The sequence below is a fragment of the Chthoniobacter sp. genome (assembly GCF_040003245.1).
In the GTDB taxonomy this organism is placed as follows: domain Bacteria; phylum Verrucomicrobiota; class Verrucomicrobiia; order Chthoniobacterales; family Chthoniobacteraceae; genus Chthoniobacter.
This window is the reverse complement of sequence record NZ_JBDUCX010000148.1, coordinates 1-16,483: the sequence shown is the minus strand read 5'-3', so window position 1 is coordinate 16,483 and position 16,483 is coordinate 1. Positions and strand designations below refer to the sequence as shown.

Here is a 16,483-nt window from a genome sequence, read left to right as displayed (position 1 = left end):
GCCGACACCGGCACCGGCATGACCGAGGAGGTGCGCCAGCGCTGCCTCGAACCCTTCTTCTCCACCAAGGGCGAGCACGGCACCGGCCTCGGCCTCGCCATGGCGTTCGGTATCATCCGCCGCCACGAAGGCGCGCTGGAAATCGACAGTGCTCTGGGGAAGGGGACCACCTTCCGCCTCACGCTGCCCTGCCACCATTCGCCCGCCGCCGAGGAGGACGAGGAAGTCCGCCTCACGCTGAGCCACTCGCTGCGCGTCCTATTGGTCGACGACGAAGTTAACACCCGCGAAGTCGTCTCCGCCTATCTGCGCGGCGACGGCCACCGCGTGCTCACCGCCGCGGACGGCAGCGAAGCCATGCAACGCTACATGAGCGAAGATTTCGACCTCGTCATCACCGACCATGGCATGCCCGGCATGAACGGCCTGCAACTGGCCGACGCCATGCACCGCATCCATCCGGCGAACCCCGTGATCCTCCTCACCGGCTTCGCCTTCGGTCCCGAGCAGCAACCCACATCCATCGATTGCGTGCTCAAGAAGCCCTTGGTCCGCGAAGAACTGCGCGCCGCCATGCGCGGCTTGCTCGGTGCGAAAAGATAGGGTTACTCATTAGTTATCATCTGGCTGTCGGCGTTAAGTGATTTTAGATGACATATAAAAATTTGCGAATTTTACGGTGTTCTGAAAATGGGCCCGGTGGCCATGATCGAATCTGAGGAACACAACGGATTTTGTGCGCCGCGAGAGGTCTGTGCGGGCTAAAATGCCTTCTACCGACACGCGAATTGCTCTCGCTTATTCAACTTTCCCTGTTACCGGAAAGGAATGAGTGGTCGCCGGTCGAAAAGTTTAGGATCCTTATGCTTGACTGTGGCGGCTTTACTTTCCAGCGGTTTGGCGCAGGTCCCGGGGTTCGTTTCTGACTGGGACGGGGTGGAAACTGTGGCGTACCACGTTTTGGTGCGAGACGCTGTAACCAAGAACCTGATCGATGGGGCCACCGTGACTCTCCAATTCGACTCATCGAGGAAGCATTTTCCTACGGGGGACGACTTGTCTGTTCTTACCGCCAAGACCTTCGCAGGCGTGGCAACCGTGAGAGGATCATTTATGGCGGGAGGGACCCTTATTTTGGGAGAATCGGGCGTTTCGTCCAACATCATGGTTCTAGGTACCAAGCTCAGTTGCGTTGCGGACGGCTACCAGCTTTTACAGCAGCCTCTTGAGCCCTTCTTGCACTTCAAACCGAAAGAGCCTCGAATGGTAGTGATCTCGGTCTTCCTAAAGCCGAAGTAATCGCTGCTTGGCCACGGGTGGCAACTTCATATGACAGATAGAAATTTGGAGAACTTTTTGGGCGGTGGGATCGCGTGAGGATTGGATCAAACCCGTCTTACGACGAGTAACACCGAGCGGTTCACGACGGCGACTCGCCCCGGTCGGAAAAGGCCTGACCACCGCCGAGGGCGACGAGAAGGCCGCGGTCCTGGCCGGTCAGTGTTCGAAGAGGCCCTTGACCGTCCGGCCGATCTTCGCGAAGAGGGAAGGGTCCTCCTTTTTCCTCCGGTGATGAGACTGCCGCGACGCTGACCCGGCGTGAAATTCAAAAGCGAGCGACTGCTCACCGGCTTCCGCCAACTGGATCGTTTTCGTCCGTGCGGCACGGCCATCCCAGCGGGCGCCGATTTCGTGGCGGCCCGGCGGCAACAACAAATCGACGGGGCCAGCGCCGACGGATCGACCATCGCAAATCACCTCGGCGCGCTCGGGTTGGCAGTGCACCTTCACCACGCCATGCGGGAATTCCTGCTGGAAGAGAGCGGTTCCCGTGGCGGGCACCTGCACGCTGGTCATCCGCGCGGCCTGGCCCGGCAGCGCATAGACGATCCGATACGCGCCCTTGGGCAGATTGATCGTGGCGGGCGACACCCCGGAGCCCTGAACCTCGGCATGCGCGACCTCCACCTTGTCCGGCAGGACTTGAAAAGGAATGCCCGCCGGAATGGTCTCGATCCGGACCTGCACCGCGGCCTCGGGTGCGGGCAGCGGCTCCGCCAGCGCACGCTGATCCGCGGTAAGCGCCGGTCCACTGGGCATCGCGGGTGATTGCGATGTGGGAGATGCGGGAGACGTCACGGCCGGCGCGGCGGCAGCGACGGCTGGGGCCAATGGCGCCGCAGGCGCGACCGGAACCAAGGGAACGACTGGCGGCGAAGCCGGGACCGACGCTACGGCCGGGGCGACGCGCGGAGTGGGCGGCGGCTGAGGGTGCGATCGCAGCAGCCACGGCAGAATGGCGCAGAGCGTCGCCACGCCGGTCATGATCGGCCAGCGGTGTTGCTTCATGGGCCCCATCCAGGAGCCCAGTTGCTGATGCACGCGTGCTGCCGTCGCCACGATGCAGGGCCTCGCATCGCTCCAAAGCGATTTCGCCCCGCTCCAAAGATTCAGCGCCAGCATTTTTCCGGAGGAGGTGGTGGGCGCGGACTCGTCGTCGAGCGGCGGCACCGCGAGTCCCAGACGGCGCGCGATTTCCCGGCCGGAGGCGGGGCGTTGCAGCGGGTCTTTGGCCAGGCACGCGGCAACCGTCTCCTCCCAAGCTGGAGGAATGGCCGACTCGGGCAGGCCAAAACTGCGGCGTCGCCCGGACATACTTTCCGGGATCACGTCCTGGATCTGCGCGCTCAAGTCATCGCCTTCGAAGGGCGGCTTGCCGGTCAGCAACTCATAGAGCGTGGCCCCCACCGAATAGATATCGTCGCTCGGCGCAGGAAGCTCTCCCACGACCCGTTGCGGGCTCATGTAACCCATCGTGCCGCCCGAACTCGACCCCGTGCTGAGGGCGAAGCCAAAGTCGGTGATCTTCAAGGTGCCGAGGGAATTGACGGTGAGACTGCTCGGGCGGAGTTCGCGGTGCATGCAGCGCCCCGCCTCGTGGGCATAGTCGATCGCGGCGCATAAATCGGTAACCCAAATACTTAACTCTTCCGGTTTGAAACACCGGCTCGGGCGTTCCCTCCGCAACTCCGAAAGATTCCGCCCATCCAGATATTCCGTCACGATCGCCGCAAGGTCCCCATCCTCGAGGAAATCGTGGATGCGCATGATGTTTGGGTGCGTGAGTTCGAGACACCGCAGCGTCTCCCGTTTCAACGCGTCCCGCACGGCGGCATCCCGATAGAGCCGGTCAGGTAAAAACTCCAGGGCCACGCTGCGATCCAGCGTCTTGTCGCGCGCCTTCCACAGCATCCCCATGCTGCCCCGCCCGGCCGTCTCTTCCAGCACATAGCGCTCAAAAACACGCTGCCCAGCGCGAAGGGCAGCGCCCTCCGGCGAATCGCCAAGGTCGGCATAGCTATCGGTCACGGTCATGGCTCTCCAAATGCAGAAAGTAGCGTGCCCGCCGCCTCGAAAAGCCGCGTCCCATGCGTAATTTATTATTCCTTCAGGGTGCCGCGTAATCACGCACCGAGCCGCTTGTCCGTGTTATCACTTAGCTCCTCCCGTTCTGCCGCGCCCTCATTCGGGGCACCCACGAGCCACGGCGCTTCACCACCTTTATCACCATATCCTAACTACCTAACCTACTCACCATCACCGCCGTTGGCGGGGTCTGTCAGAGAAGTCAACAAATCTGCCTCTTCGCTGTTTCACGTGTCGGCACGAGGGCGCGGAGGCCTAAAGAAATCCTCGGAAACTCAATTTCCCTTCCGGATCGAGAACCGTGACGACGGCGCCGCGACTTTCCGGCATCGAATAGGCAAAGGAGATCGCCTCAATCAGGTTGTGGAATGGCCGAGCCCCTTTTTCGCCGTCCACCTTGAGGGTGCAATGCCCGTCCGCCAGGTAGCAGATCACGATCCGCTGGGTATTCGACATGGTTGCCAAATTGGCCGCTCTTTCGGCTCTGGCGACTCTCCGGGGGCGACCGGCGACTTCGTGACGGAGGGCAACTTGGTACATAGAGTGAGGGATGGTGAGGGAGCACCGGCGAGGCTGGCTGTGGGCCGGCATGCGGAGATTACAGGAATTTTCCGCTGCGCCTTCCCAGTGTCCGGCGCAAAACTAAAGGGATGAACCTTAAGAGAACATGAAGAGCGGTAGTGACTGAAGAATCGGCTCCTGTTGGCTCTGTTGGCTCCATTGCCGAAAACGCGATATTTCGGCCCCTTTTTTTGTATTTTGGGAAGGATTACCTCAATTGTGGATTACTACATAACGCCCCGGAAATGGGTTGCACCTCGATTCCAGATTCACACTCTGTCGGCAGGACCATCATGACCCGCGCCTTTGCATTGCTCGCCGCCACATTGTTCGCTGTCACTGCTTACGCGGTGCCGGATGTCGCCGCCGATGCTGGGACGGTGTTTCTGCTGCGGGCGGACGCATCTCGAGGCGCGCTGGTCGATACCACGGGGCGCTTTGAACCGGTGGTGAATGGTGGGGCCGTGATTGCCGATGCCTTGTGGGGGGCGTGCCTGGAACTGGGCGAGGGCGAGAAGAATGGGATCACGATCAGGGACGAGGGTAGGATCCGCTTCGAGGACGGCATGACACTCGATGCCTGGGTCTTTTTCGAGGAGGCGCTGCCGGTGAAGGGGGCTTCACTGGCGCTGAAGCCCGGCTCGTTTTCGTGGGACTTGTTGAAGGGCAAGCTCAACACCGCGTGGATGGTTTTCCCCAGCGAGGAGATTTTCACCACCACGCCGCCGCAATTCAAATACTACCCGGTGGGCGGCGACACCATCAACGGCCTCATGAATGTCCCGCTGCAGAAATGGACGCGGCTGACGATGGCCTACGACGAGGCGCTCGGCGTGGTGACAACGAGCATCGACGGCATGACCGACCGCCGGCGATTTCGTTATCGCGGTCCGCAGCGTTTGCAGAGTGATGGCCGCAGCCCGCTCACGCTCCTGCAGGGATTCAAGCAGGTGCGCATCGGGGCACTGCAGTTGCGCAGCGGCCGGCCGCATCTGTCTCCGCCCACGCTGGAGGTGTTTGCCAACGCCTTGCCGTATCAGGACAAGGTGATGCTGACCTTCGATCACATCGATCCGGATCTGCCGCTGCCCATCGAGGTCGCCATCATCTGGGAAAAGCCGAGCGGCAGCGCCGAGACCCTGCGCACCTTCGCGCTCGCGGCGCACGCCCGGCAGGATGTGCTGCTCGACGCGCCGACGTGGAAAGACAGCCTGCACACCATCCAGGTGAATGCCACCGCGGGAGGCCGGGCGGTCTTCTCCAAAAACTTCCGCGTCGCCAATGTGAAGCCGGCCGGTCGCGTGATGGTGAACGCGGACCACACGCTGTCGCGCGATGGGAAGAAGTTCTTTCCGCTACTCATGTATCACGCCATGCCGGAGCACTTCGCGCAAATGGCGGAGCTGGGCATCAACACCGTGCTCAATGACTTCTGCCTGAACCGTGCGAACCCGCAGGACCGTGCCGGCTACGCGCGCGACCTGGTCGCCGTGCTCGATGGAGCGGCCCAGCATCACCTCGGCGTCATCGTCAGTGCGAACGCCGCGTTTGGAAAGCTCTTCACCATTGCCGAGGCCAAGGCGCACCCCGCCTTGCTCGCCTGGTATGGTGACGATGAACCCTGGGGCGATCTCACGCGCCTGCATGAGAGTTACAACACCATCAAGATGCTGGCCCCCGATCCGCCGGTGCTGATCGTGCAGAACAACTACTCCCGCCTTCAGGACACCGCGCCCGCCGCGGATATCATCGCCACCGACCCGTATCCGGTGCCGAATGTCTCACTGCGAGCGGTGGTCGATGCCACGCAGGCCGCCCGGCGCGCCGTGGCCGGGAACAAACCCGTGTGGACCGTGCTACCACAATACGGCGCGAAAGTGCCCACGCGCGAAGAGCTGCGCTGCATGGCCTGGCTGGCCATCGCCAGCGGCGCGAACGGCCTCGGCTTCTTTACCTGGGACGAGCGTATCCGCGATCCGCAGACGGGCGCGCTCAAGGGCTGGTTCACGCCGGAGCATCCCGAGCAAGTCGAAGACTTGCGCGTTGTGCTCCAGGAATTGCGTTCGCTCGAGCCGGTGCTGCTCGCCCCCAGCGCCGACAAACAGCCGACGATGAATCCCGCGAACCCGGCGCTGCACGCTCTCATCAAAACAGCCGAAGGTCACCGCTGGCTTCTCCTCGCCAACGACTCCCGCCGCGCCGAAGAAACCACGCTGCAACTCCCTGACATCGAGAACGGCGAATCCAGCGCGCTCACCGGCGGCAGCGCGCCGCTGATCATTCGCGGCGGCAATGCACCGGTCTCCATGTCGCCGCTCGGCGTGGCGGTTTATCAACTTATTCCATGAGCGTTCTCTTCTCACCCGTCTCCCTTGGTTCTCTCACCCTGGCCAATCGCATCGTGATTGCGCCGATGTGCCAGTATTCGGCCAGGGAAGGCTCCGCGACTGACTGGCACCTGATTCACCTGGGGCATCTCGCGCTGTCGGGCGCGGGTTTATTGATTATCGAGGCGACGGCGGTGGAGGCCGTGGGCCGCATTTCGCCGGGCGATCTGGGTTTGTGGTCGGACGATAACGAAGCGGCCCTGGCCCGGGTATTGAAAGCGATTCGGGCCTACTCGCCGATTCCGGTGTCCATTCAACTGGCCCATGCGGGGCGCAAAGGCTCTACACGGATTCCGTGGGAAAATGGGGGATTCATTCCCGAGGTGGAGGGTGGCTGGCCGGTGGTGGCGCCCTCGCCGGTGCCCTACGACCCGAAAGATCCCGCGCCGGTGGCGCTCGATCGCGACGGACTGGTTCGGGTCCGCGAGGCGTTTGTGGCGGCGGCGGTGCGCGCGGACCGGTTGGGACTTGATGCGATTGAGATTCATTCGGCTCATGGCTATTTGCTGCACGAGTTTCTTTCCCCGCTCTCCAATCAGCGAGACGATGAATACGGCGGCTCGCTGGAGAATCGGATGCGCTTTCCGCTGGAAGTCTTTGAGGCAGTCCGGGCCGCCTTTCCAGCGCACAAGCCGGTGGGTGTTCGGATCTCCGGCAGCGACTGGGTGGAAGGCGGATGGGAGCTCGAGCAAAGCGTGCGTTTCACCCATGAACTCCAGCGGCGGGGCAGCGCCTACATTCACGTTTCGTCTGGGGGACTCTCGCCGGCCCAGCAAATTCCGACGGGACCGAATTATCAAGTGCCGCTGGCGGAAAGGATCAAGGCGGCGACGGCGCTGACGACGATTACGGTGGGCCTCATCACGGAGCCGGAGCAGGCCGAAGAGATTGTGGCGAGTGGCAAGGCTGACCTCGTGGCCCTCGCTCGCGCCATGCTCTACGATCCACGCTGGCCGTGGCACGCCGCAGCTAAATTAGGCGGGCAAGTCGATGCCCCGCCGCAATACTGGAGATCGCAGCCGCACGGTTATAAACATCTTTGAACGACCTAAGTCGCCGGCCGCAGGAGGTCGCGCAAGGCGACGAGCAGGGAGGAAGCGGTGTAGGGCTTCGGGAGGAAGATTTTCGTGCCCGCGCCGGCGGCTTCGGCTTCGGCGCCCTTGGTGGCAAGGCCACTGGCGGCAATGATCTTCACCTCGGGATTCAAGCGCGAGAGGGCGCGGATGGTGGCGGCGCCATCCATTACCGGCATCATCATGTCCGTCACCACCGCGGCGATTTCTTTCATGTGCTGGGCATACTTGGCCACCCCCTCGGCGCCATCCACGGCGGTAACGACCCGGTAGCCGAAGGCCTCCAACGTCTGGCTGGTGATGGAACGCACGGAGGCTTCATCGTCGATGATGAGGATATATTCGCCTTCGCCGCGCGGAAATTCGCCCTGGCGCTCGCCGGGGTGCGCCTCGGCATCGTCGAGTTCCGCGGGTAGATGAACACGGAATTTTGTCCCGCGGCCGGGGATGCTTTCGACGGTGACGAATCCGTTGTGGCTGCGCACGATGGCCAGCGTGGTCGAGAGGCCCAGTCCTGTGCCCTTGCCGATTTCCTTGGTCGTGAAAAAGGGCTCGAAGATCTTTTCGAGCACGTCGGGCGACATCCCCGTGCCGGTGTCGCTGATTTCCAGGACAACAAAAGCCCCGGGCTGGGCGTCGGGATGCATCCCTGCAAATTGGGCATCGATGCGGAAGTTGGCGGCGCTGAGATTGAGCCGCCCCCCCTGGGCCATGGCATCGCGCGCATTGACGCAGAGATTGAGCAGCACCTGGTGGAGCTGCGTGGGGTCTCCGAGCAGGCTCCAGGTGTCATCCGGGGCGGAGACGTGGACGGTGATGTCTTTCGGAAAAGTGTCGCGCGCGATGCGTTGGATTTCCTTCATCAATTGCAGGGGGCGGATGAGCGTGCGCTGGCCCTCGAGGCCCCGGGCAAAAGAGAGCACCTGCCTGACCATATCGGCCCCACGTCGGGCGCTCACGGCGACCGTGTCGAGCAGCTCCAGATCTCCGGGATCCGTCATCTTCAGCTTGAAGAGATCCACGGCCATGATGATGGGGCCGAGGACGTTGTTGAGATCGTGGGCGATGCCGCCGGCGAGCGTGCCGATACTTTCCATGCGTTGCGCCCGGAGAAACTGCGACTCGAGCTTCTTCTTTTCGGTGATGTCGGTATTGATCGAGAGGACGGATTTCGGATCGCCAAATTCGTCGCGCACCAGCGTCCAACGGCCTTCGACCAGGACCTGCTTGTCGTCGCGGTTTCGCTGGTGGAGCTCGCCAGTCCAGGTTCCCTCGCGGAGGAGCTGCCCCATGGCGTCATCGAATGACTCCGCCGATTCGTAAAGAATATCCTGCACGCGGCGTCCGGTGACCTCGGCAGTGGTCCAGCCGAAGACACGGCGCGCGCTCTTGTTCCAATAATTGATCCGCCCGCTAAGGTCGTGGACGATGATGGCGTCCTGCGCATGATCGAGCAGCGCAGCCTGCTCCTCGATCTTGCCCTGGGCGCGTTTTTGATCGCGCAGATCGGTGCACACGATGCTGGTGGTGATGAGCTTGCCGTCCGCATCGCGGGCGGTATTGGCGCGCAGGAAGAGTTGAATCGGCCTGCTTCCGTTGCAGGTCAGGTAGGCATCTCCCGCCCAGGATCCCGTCTGGCTCACGTTGGTAAGAACTTCGTCGGCAACTTGCTGGTGGACGAAAAGGGACCGCACGCCGCCGGCCGCGTTTAACTGCGCCGGAGTACACCCGAGCAATTCCTCAAACACCCGGTTGTGATAAACCGAGCTGCCGGATTCGTCCATGATCGCAATGGCGTCGGCGGCAAAATCGACGGCCATCTTAATGCGCGTGAGTTCCTCTTCGGCAACTTTGTGCTCGGTGATGTCGAGTGCCTGGGCGATGCGGGCCTTTTGTCCGCCGTATTTGATCGGCTGCGTGACGACTTCGACGAAAATGATGGAGCCGTCCTTCTTGCGGTGCCGCCATGTCCCGCGGGTGAGGGGAGCATCATTGCGCCGGTCGCCAATGGTCCGAAGGAGCTGGGACACGTCTTCCAATGGCCGCAGATCCAGCACGGAAAGCGCGAGGAATTCCTCCCGGGAATAGCCGTAATGCGCGATCGCGGCTTCGTTGACTTGCAGAAAGCGCCAACCGGCCCGGTCGTAGACCCACATGGGAATCGGGTTGCACTCGAAAAGCACACGATAGCGCTCCTCCGAAGCGCGCAGGGCCTCCTCCGCGAAATGCTTTTTCGCTTCACTCAACTGCTGCAAGCGGCGCGAGGCGGAGTCTCGCAATTCCCGCTGCACCGCAGGCACGAGCCGGCGAAGATTGTTTTTCGGCAGATAGTCACTGGCTCCGTGACGCAGCGACTCGACAGCCAAATCTTCGCCGACAGCGCCCGAAACGATAATGATGGGCGCATCGCAACCGCACTCCCGCAGCACGCGAATGGCGTTGGGAGCATCGAAGCTGGGGAGTGAATAGTCGCAAAAGACGATGTCCCATTCCCGGGCACGAAGTGCCGCGCGCAGCCCTTGTTCGTTCTCCACGCGCAACCAGTTGGGAGCGAATCCCCCCTGGCGCAAGGCCGCGACCAACAGCTCGGCGTCGGCATCCGAATCCTCGACCAGCAAAGCCTGCAAAACCTGTCCTGTTCGATTCATAACCGTAGGCCCGGGTAGCTGTACAGCGTACCAGCAAGTTGCGAAACCAAAGCCGTGTTTCTCATGGGGTGGGAAAAGCCGCGGGGGGCATCGTGATCGGAATTACATTGAATGGCAATGCTGGGAAATAGTTTGAGGCGCGATTTCCCCAATTGTTTAGCATCGCGGCGATGCAGTGCGTACGGGTTGCAGAGAAGGATGGACGGAGAGTTTGTCGCCGATCAGCGACCCCAAAGTCGGTAACTTCCCTCGGTAAAGATACGGGTTTGTCATCATTCCACGGTCGGCGATTCCTGCTTCTTCTCTAAACATGCAACTTCCTCCTGTCGAAGATCCTGCTTCCGTAACGAATCGGAGCGTAGCGAACGTACCGTCGCCTTCGCGCGGACGCGTGCTCGTCGTCGACGATGACGCCATGCTGCGGGAACTCGGGCTTTCGATTCTCCAAGGCGCGGGCTTTGATGCCCTGGCGGCATCGACCGGTGAGGAATGCCTCAGCGCGCTCCGGGGAACATTGCCCGATCTCATCCTGCTGGACATCAATCTCCCGGACATCGATGGGCGCGACTTGTGCCGACAATTGAAGAGCGATGCGCGGTTGACGGCGATTCCCGTCGTGCATCTTTCCGGCGGTCACATATCGAGCGAGGAGCAAGCGGAGGGCCTGGAGGCGGGAGCGGATGGATACATTGCCCGGCCGCTCTCGAACCACGAGCTCGTGGCCCGCGTCGAATCGATCCTGCGGATGAAGCGGACGGAGGCTGAACTGCGGCGCGTGACCGAGGAATTGCGCGCCTCGACCCGCCGCCTCGAGCAAAGCGAGCAGCGCTACCGGTCGCTTTTCGAGCACAATCCCGATGCGGTCTATTCCCTCGACCGCGAGGGCCGTTTCCTGGCTTTCAACGCCGCGGGCGAAGTGCTGACCGGCTATCCGACGGAAGATTTGCTGCTTTCGCCGTTCCAGCGCGTGCTCATGCCGGAGGATCACGCGCGGGCGGAGCGCGACTTCGCGCGCGTGCTGACCGGGGAGCCCACTTGCTCCGAACTGAATCTCGCGGGTGGCGACGGCCGGCGCCGCCGGGCCAAAGTCACCAGTCTGCCGATTATCGTCGATGGGGAAATCGTGGGGGCCTTTTGCATTGCTCAGGATGTGACCCAACGGCGGGAAAGCGAGGAGCGGTTTCAGCAGTTGGCGGAAAACGTGGAGGACGCCTTTTGGATTCTGGATGTGGCCACGCAAAGCATGCTGTATGTCAACCAGGCGTTTCAGCGGATGCGCGGACACCCCGATGAGGCAATGGATCCCAATCCCTTTTCGTACCTGGAGTCGATCCATCCACAGGACCGCGAACGGGTGGTGCGGGTTTTTGAGGAAACACCTTATGCGGTGAATGTGGAATATCGCGTCCTCCATCCGGATGGCACCATCTGCTGGAATTGGGCGCGCACCTTTCCCATTCGCGATGGCCGCGGTGACGTTTATCGCATCGCCGGCATCGCGCGGGACATTACGGAGCGCAAGGAGTCGGAGGCCCTCATCAGTGAGCAGGCCGCATTGCTCGACAATGCGCAGGAGGCCATCTACGTGCAGGGGCTCGACGGAGTCATCAAATTCTGGAATCGGAGTGCCGAGCGAACTTATCGTCAAAGTGCGGCGGAGGTTGTCGGGAGTCGTTTGCTTCCTCATGCCGCACATGATTCCGAGCGGCACGATGCCGCGCGGCGGCAGGTCCTCCAGACGGGCCAGTGGATGGGAGAACTCGTCGAGCAAATCGGCGGCGGGCGCGAGATTACCGTCGAGGGGCATTGGACGCTGGTCAGCGATGCCGAGGGCGAGCCGAAATCGATCCTCTGCATCAACACCGACATCACCGAAAAGAAGAAGCTCGAGTCGCAGTTTCTCCGCGCCCAGCGGATGGAAAGCATTGGCACGCTAGCCGGCGGCATTGCGCACGACTTGAACAACGTGCTCTCACCCATCGTCATGGCGGTCGATTTGCTGAAAATGAAAACCACCGATCCGGCGAGCCTCGATGTCCTCGACACGGTCGAGACCAGTGCGCGGCGCGGTGCGGATATGGTGCAGCAAGTTCTGTCCTTTGCCCGGGGCGTGGAAGGCCAGCGCCTGATCGTGCAACCCAAGCACCTGCTGAAGGAAATTCGGAAGATCGTCGCCGATGCCTTCCCGAAAAACATCGAGCTCAAGGTGGCCCAGAAGACAGACCTCTGGAATGTCCTCGGCGACCCGACGCAATTGCATCAGGTGCTGCTCAACCTCTGCGTCAATGCGCGCGACGCCATGCTGGACGGGGGCCGGATCACCATCACCGCGGAAAACCTCCCGGTCGACGAGCAGTACGCCTCGATGCACCACGATGCCCATGCCGGGCCGCACGTTGTCCTCCAGGTGCAGGACAATGGCAGCGGCATGCCGGCCTCGTTGCTCGAGAAGATTTTCGACCCGTTTTTCACGACCAAGGAATTGGGCAAGGGGACGGGACTCGGCCTTTCCACGTCGCTGGCCATCGTCAAGAGTCACGGCGGCTTCATTCAGGTCAGTTCGGAACTGGGCCGCGGCTCCACCTTCAAGATCCACCTGCCCGCCCACCAGGACGCCCTCGAAGCGCCGGCGGATGTCAGTCACGGGGATTTGCCCCGCGGTCAGGGCGAATTGATCATGGTCGTGGATGACGAAGCATCCATTCGCACCGTGACCCAGCAGACGCTGGAGGCATTTGGCTATCGAGTCGTCCTCGCCGCCGACGGGGTGGATGCCGTGGCGGTCTATGCCCAGCAACAAGCAGACATCGCGGCCGTCATTACCGACATGATGATGCCGATCATGGATGGGCCGGCGACCATCCAAGTGCTGGTGAAGATCAACCCACTGGTGAAAATCATTGCGGCGAGTGGCCTGAGCAGCCAGGGCCAAATCGCGAAGGGCAACTGGCCCGGCGTGAAGGACTTTTTGCCCAAGCCTTACACGACGGAAGTCATGCTCCATACGCTGGCCCAGGTGCTGGCCGCGGGCTGAGAGGCGGGTAGTTGAACCACGAAGGCGCGAAGACACGAAGGGGGAATGGGAAGGGCTCCGACGCAGGACTTTTGCTACCTTCGTGTCTTCGTGCCTTCGTGGTAAAAAAGAATGAATCGCAGCGGTTCGCTTTCGCTTCATCCTCGGAAAAATTGCGCACCTTGAGCGGGCTTGACTCACCTTGACCCGCCTTGATTGGCCTTTGTAGACCCCGGACCGGGAGGCCAAAATGGCGGGCTGAAAATATCCTCGCCCAAGCCCGGCATATTGCACGCCTTTCTGCGGATGCGCCCGATCTCGTCGCACAGGTCCTCGCCGCGCGGAATGCCCGGGATGCCATGCTCGCGGAAGGTTTCCTTGTGGCGGGCGAAGTAGTGGCGAATCCAGCGCCGCCGCTCCGTCGTCATGGGATAGCAGGCCTCGCCGCGCAGGTACTCCTCGCGGTATTCCGCGGCCTCCGCCCGCAGGGCGGCCAGCGCTGCCGCTTGCTTCTTTTCCTCGGCTTCCTGCTGGGCGCGCCGGGCCTCCTCCTGTTCCGCAAGCCAGCGTTGCTGCGCGAGGTCGGCGCCCTCGCGCTGTTGATCGCCCCGGCGCAGGCGCGCCACCTCGCGGGCGAGTTCGACGATCATCCGGGTACGGGTCGGGCCCGGCTCGGCATCTTCCGCCTCGTGCAAGAGTTGCAACAGGGTCAGGGCCAGCCGGTCGCCCACGCGGTCGATGAGCGAGCGGCGGCTCGTGGTGCCTTGCGCCGCCGCCTCGGCGATTTCCGCGTCGAGTTGCCGGGTCTCCTCGGCAAAAGCGTGGACCCGCTCGCAGGCCCGGCGGGCCCGCTGCCAGTCGCGGAAGCCGCCCAGTTTCCAGGCACTGAGGTTTTGTTCGGAAATGGGCCGCCCTTCGAAGAGGGCGTCCAGCACCTCCTGGGTTTCCGGCAGTTCATTGAGCCACTCCACGAGCCGCTGGCTGGGCTCGTTGTCCTCCAGGCGTTCGTTGAGGGTTTGGCGAAGGTCCGCCGGCAGGCGGGCAATTTTGCCGAGACGGGCAGGGTTGGTTTTGGGTTCACTGGTTTGCATGCGGGCCATTATGCCGTCATTTCCGGAAAAAAGTGCCTTGCTCCATTGGCTCTATTGGCTCCATTGCGGAAAATTTCACTCTCCGGGCCGCAAAACGGGGTTCGCGGCGGGATTTTTAACGCCGAGGGCGCGGAGGGAGGAGGGAGGACCGAGGAGGAAACGTCTAGACGTTGGAAGTCGCACTGATCTACTCAACTGAATGAAAGCGCGTTGGCCCATCCGCACCATTGCCTCGGCGGCGTTGCTGCTTTCCCTCTGGCCAAATCCCATCTCCTCCGGAACGCCGCCAGAATCCGACTCGATCACCATTCGCGCTTTTGAACTCCATTGGGAAGGACTCAGCGTTGCGAGAAAGAGGAAACTTCTGTCCCGTCTGCAACCTTATGTAGGCCGGCCTTATTCAGATAAATTGCTAACAGACGAACTGAAGTTTCTCTGGAACGCAGGGCCCAACATAGGCGGGAAAGTCTGGGGCGAACCCGTAGCAGGCGGCGTGAAAATCGTAATCGCGGTGCGCGCGATTTCCCAGTAGGCGACACCATTGCACGGAGGAATGAACACTCGTCCGAAACCTTGTCGGCTTTAGATGACATATAAAAATCTGTGAATCTTGCCGATTCTCAAGATCGTCCGTTCGGACCCTACTCGAACCCATCCCGTGCGAGCTGCGGCAAAATCAGGAACGTGAGAAGGATTCTCGCGCCTCGCGAGGCCACGTTAGGCACGTCTTAAGAGCGCAGGGGAAGGAGAGAGGGCCACAGGGGAAAAAGACTGACGCTCTCTCTGCGGCCCTCCGCGTTCTCTGCGCGCTCTGCGTTAACCGGGAGGGGTGGGTTGCGCCGTTTGCATCTAAGCAAATTCGGCTTGCACGCCTAGAGAGTGTTTGAAAGCTCTCCTGCCTGCCTCCGCGCGCCGCTCCCCGTGGAATGAATGCGACGGGGAAGGCAACTCACCTCCCAGCCGACCATCCGCTCCATGATCCCCCCCATCGTTTCCCGTCGCCGTTTCCTCACGCAAACCGCAGGCCTCGCCGCTACGGCCGCGCTCGGTCCGAATCTGCTGCTGCGCGGCCAGGATGCGGCCAGCAAGCGACTGAACATCGCGGTGATCGGCGCGCTGGGAAAAGGCCAGGTCGATACCGGCAAGGTCGCGCTGGACCACAACATCGTGGCGCTCGTGGACATCGACAGCAAACGACTGGAGAGCGCGGGCAAGGCTTGGGCCAAGAAATACGCCGACGCGGGCAAGACGCTGCCGCAGTCGCCAAAGCTTTACGCCGATTTCCGCAAGATGTTCGACGAGATGTCGAAAGGCATCGACGCGGTCATCGTCTCGACGCCGGACCATACCCATTACGTGGCTGCGATGTGGGCGCTGAAGCACAAGAAGCCGGTGTGCGTGCAGAAGCCGCTCTGCAATACGATCTGGGAAATTCGCGACTTGCACCGCGCGGCCAAGGAAGCCGGCGTGCTCACGCAGATGGGTAACCAGGGCCGCACGATGGAAGGCCAGCGTTTTGCCAAGGAGTGGATCGACCAGGGTGCGATTGGCACCTTGAAAGAAATCCGCCTGTGGACGAACCGCCCGCTGTGGCCGCAGGGGCCGATGACCAAGACGCACCCGGAATGCCCGACGAATGTGAACTGGGACCTCTGGCTCTCGGTCGAACCGAACGAGCCGTACTTTGAGTTTCAATTGCCGCCCGATGCCGCCATCCAGGCCAAGCGGGGCAATGGCGTGCACCCCTGGAACTGGCGAGGCTGGTGGCAGTTCGGCTCGGGCGCGCTGGGCGACATGGGCTGCCACATCATGGACGCGAGCTTCAGCATTCTCGGACAGCAAATCCCGATCAAGATCGAGGTGGAGAGCGCGCCGGTCACGGATCTGACGGCGCCCGTGTGGACGCGTCTGGTCTATCACTTCGCGGCCACCGACAAGCATCCCGCGCTGACAGTAAGCTGGCACGATGGCACGCTCGAAGGTGGCAAGCCGAACAAGCCCGAGCGCGACCCGCGGGTGCCGGAGGACGTTTTCAATAAGGCCACCAGCGGTATGATGTTCATCGGCACCGATGGAGTCGTTTTTGAACCCGACGCCTATTGCGAGCATCCGGTCATCTTTCCGGAGGAGCGCTTTGCCGATGTGAAGAAGTCGATGGAGGACGGAAAAATCAAGAAGACCGAGGTGCGCAGTCCGATGCCGGACAATCCGCAGGGCGAATGGGCGCAGTGCATCACCAGCGGCGGCACGCCGAGCTCGAACTTCGACTACGCGGCGCCGCTCG

General features: G+C 62.0%; 10 protein-coding genes. 6 read left to right on the top strand and 4 right to left on the bottom strand.

Annotated features, from left to right (window positions below; all coding sequences use genetic code 11):
* The coding region (locus ABJF10_RS19285) for a response regulator (RefSeq protein ID WP_348546236.1) at nucleotides 1–603 on the top strand (603 nt) is incomplete at its 5' end.
* A gap of 894 nt (nucleotides 604–1,497) precedes the next feature.
* Here the strand turns inward: ABJF10_RS19285 and ABJF10_RS19280 are convergent.
* Both ABJF10_RS19280 and ABJF10_RS19275 read right to left on the bottom strand, forming a co-directional pair.
* A complete protein-coding gene (locus tag ABJF10_RS19280; RefSeq protein WP_348546235.1) occupies nucleotides 1,498–3,375 on the bottom strand; it encodes a serine/threonine-protein kinase in 1,878 nt (625 codons plus the stop codon).
* Nucleotides 3,376–3,681: 306 nt separating this feature from the next.
* Nucleotides 3,682–3,882 carry a hypothetical protein gene (locus tag ABJF10_RS19275; RefSeq protein ID WP_348546234.1) on the bottom strand — a complete coding sequence of 67 codons (201 nt, stop codon included), beginning with the start codon at nucleotides 3,880–3,882 and terminating at the stop codon, nucleotides 3,682–3,684.
* 398 nt (nucleotides 3,883–4,280) lie between these two features.
* Here ABJF10_RS19275 and ABJF10_RS19270 point away from each other — a divergent pair, with 398 nt between their 5' ends.
* Both ABJF10_RS19270 and ABJF10_RS19265 read left to right on the top strand, forming a co-directional pair.
* Nucleotides 4,281–6,335 (top strand): hypothetical protein, encoded by a 2,055-nt coding sequence (locus ABJF10_RS19270; protein ID WP_348546233.1) that lies wholly within the window; start codon nucleotides 4,281–4,283, stop codon nucleotides 6,333–6,335.
* The gene (locus ABJF10_RS19265; protein WP_348546232.1) at nucleotides 6,332–7,417 is read left to right on the top strand and encodes an NADH:flavin oxidoreductase/NADH oxidase; all 1,086 of its coding nucleotides are present in this window, start codon (nucleotides 6,332–6,334) and stop codon (nucleotides 7,415–7,417) included. Before ABJF10_RS19270 ends, ABJF10_RS19265 begins: the two co-directional genes overlap by 4 nt.
* A 5-nt stretch (nucleotides 7,418–7,422) precedes the next feature.
* Here the strand turns inward: ABJF10_RS19265 and ABJF10_RS19260 are convergent, their stop codons facing one another.
* Entirely contained in the window at nucleotides 7,423–10,095 is a 2,673-nt protein-coding gene (locus ABJF10_RS19260) for a PAS domain S-box protein (protein ID WP_348546231.1), read from the bottom strand.
* 310 nt (nucleotides 10,096–10,405) lie between these two features.
* Here ABJF10_RS19260 and ABJF10_RS19255 point away from each other — a divergent pair, with 310 nt between their 5' ends.
* Entirely contained in the window at nucleotides 10,406–13,129 is a 2,724-nt protein-coding gene (locus tag ABJF10_RS19255) for a PAS domain S-box protein (RefSeq protein ID WP_348546230.1), read from the top strand.
* Nucleotides 13,130–13,305: 176 nt separating this feature from the next.
* Here the strand turns inward: ABJF10_RS19255 and ABJF10_RS19250 are convergent, their stop codons facing one another.
* Nucleotides 13,306–14,199, bottom strand: a complete 894-nt coding sequence (locus ABJF10_RS19250; protein ID WP_348546229.1) for a hypothetical protein — start codon at nucleotides 14,197–14,199, stop codon at nucleotides 13,306–13,308.
* Nucleotides 14,200–14,398: 199 nt separating this feature from the next.
* Between ABJF10_RS19250 and ABJF10_RS19245 the strand changes: the two genes are divergently transcribed.
* Nucleotides 14,399–14,731, top strand: coding sequence for a hypothetical protein (locus ABJF10_RS19245; RefSeq protein ID WP_348546228.1), 333 nt, complete (start codon nucleotides 14,399–14,401; stop codon nucleotides 14,729–14,731).
* A gap of 443 nt (nucleotides 14,732–15,174) precedes the next feature.
* A partial coding sequence (locus ABJF10_RS19240; RefSeq protein WP_348546227.1) for a Gfo/Idh/MocA family oxidoreductase occupies nucleotides 15,175–16,483 on the top strand: 1,309 nt, incomplete at its 3' end.

Excerpts from the sequence above, each read along its gene's own strand:
- ABJF10_RS19260 (WP_348546231.1), bottom strand. The coding sequence starts at position 10,095 with ATGAATCGAACAGGACAGGTTTTGCAGGCTTTGCTGGTCGAGGATTCG.
- ABJF10_RS19270 (WP_348546233.1), top strand. The coding sequence starts at position 4,281 with ATGACCCGCGCCTTTGCATTGCTCGCCGCCACATTGTTCGCTGTCACT.
- ABJF10_RS19280 (WP_348546235.1), bottom strand. The coding sequence starts at position 3,375 with ATGACCGTGACCGATAGCTATGCCGACCTTGGCGATTCGCCGGAGGGC.
- ABJF10_RS19250 (WP_348546229.1), bottom strand. The coding sequence starts at position 14,199 with ATGCAAACCAGTGAACCCAAAACCAACCCTGCCCGTCTCGGCAAAATT.
- ABJF10_RS19255 (WP_348546230.1), top strand. The coding sequence starts at position 10,406 with ATGCAACTTCCTCCTGTCGAAGATCCTGCTTCCGTAACGAATCGGAGC.
- ABJF10_RS19265 (WP_348546232.1), top strand. The coding sequence starts at position 6,332 with ATGAGCGTTCTCTTCTCACCCGTCTCCCTTGGTTCTCTCACCCTGGCC.
- ABJF10_RS19245 (WP_348546228.1), top strand. The coding sequence starts at position 14,399 with ATGAAAGCGCGTTGGCCCATCCGCACCATTGCCTCGGCGGCGTTGCTG.
- ABJF10_RS19275 (WP_348546234.1), bottom strand. The coding sequence starts at position 3,882 with ATGTCGAATACCCAGCGGATCGTGATCTGCTACCTGGCGGACGGGCAT.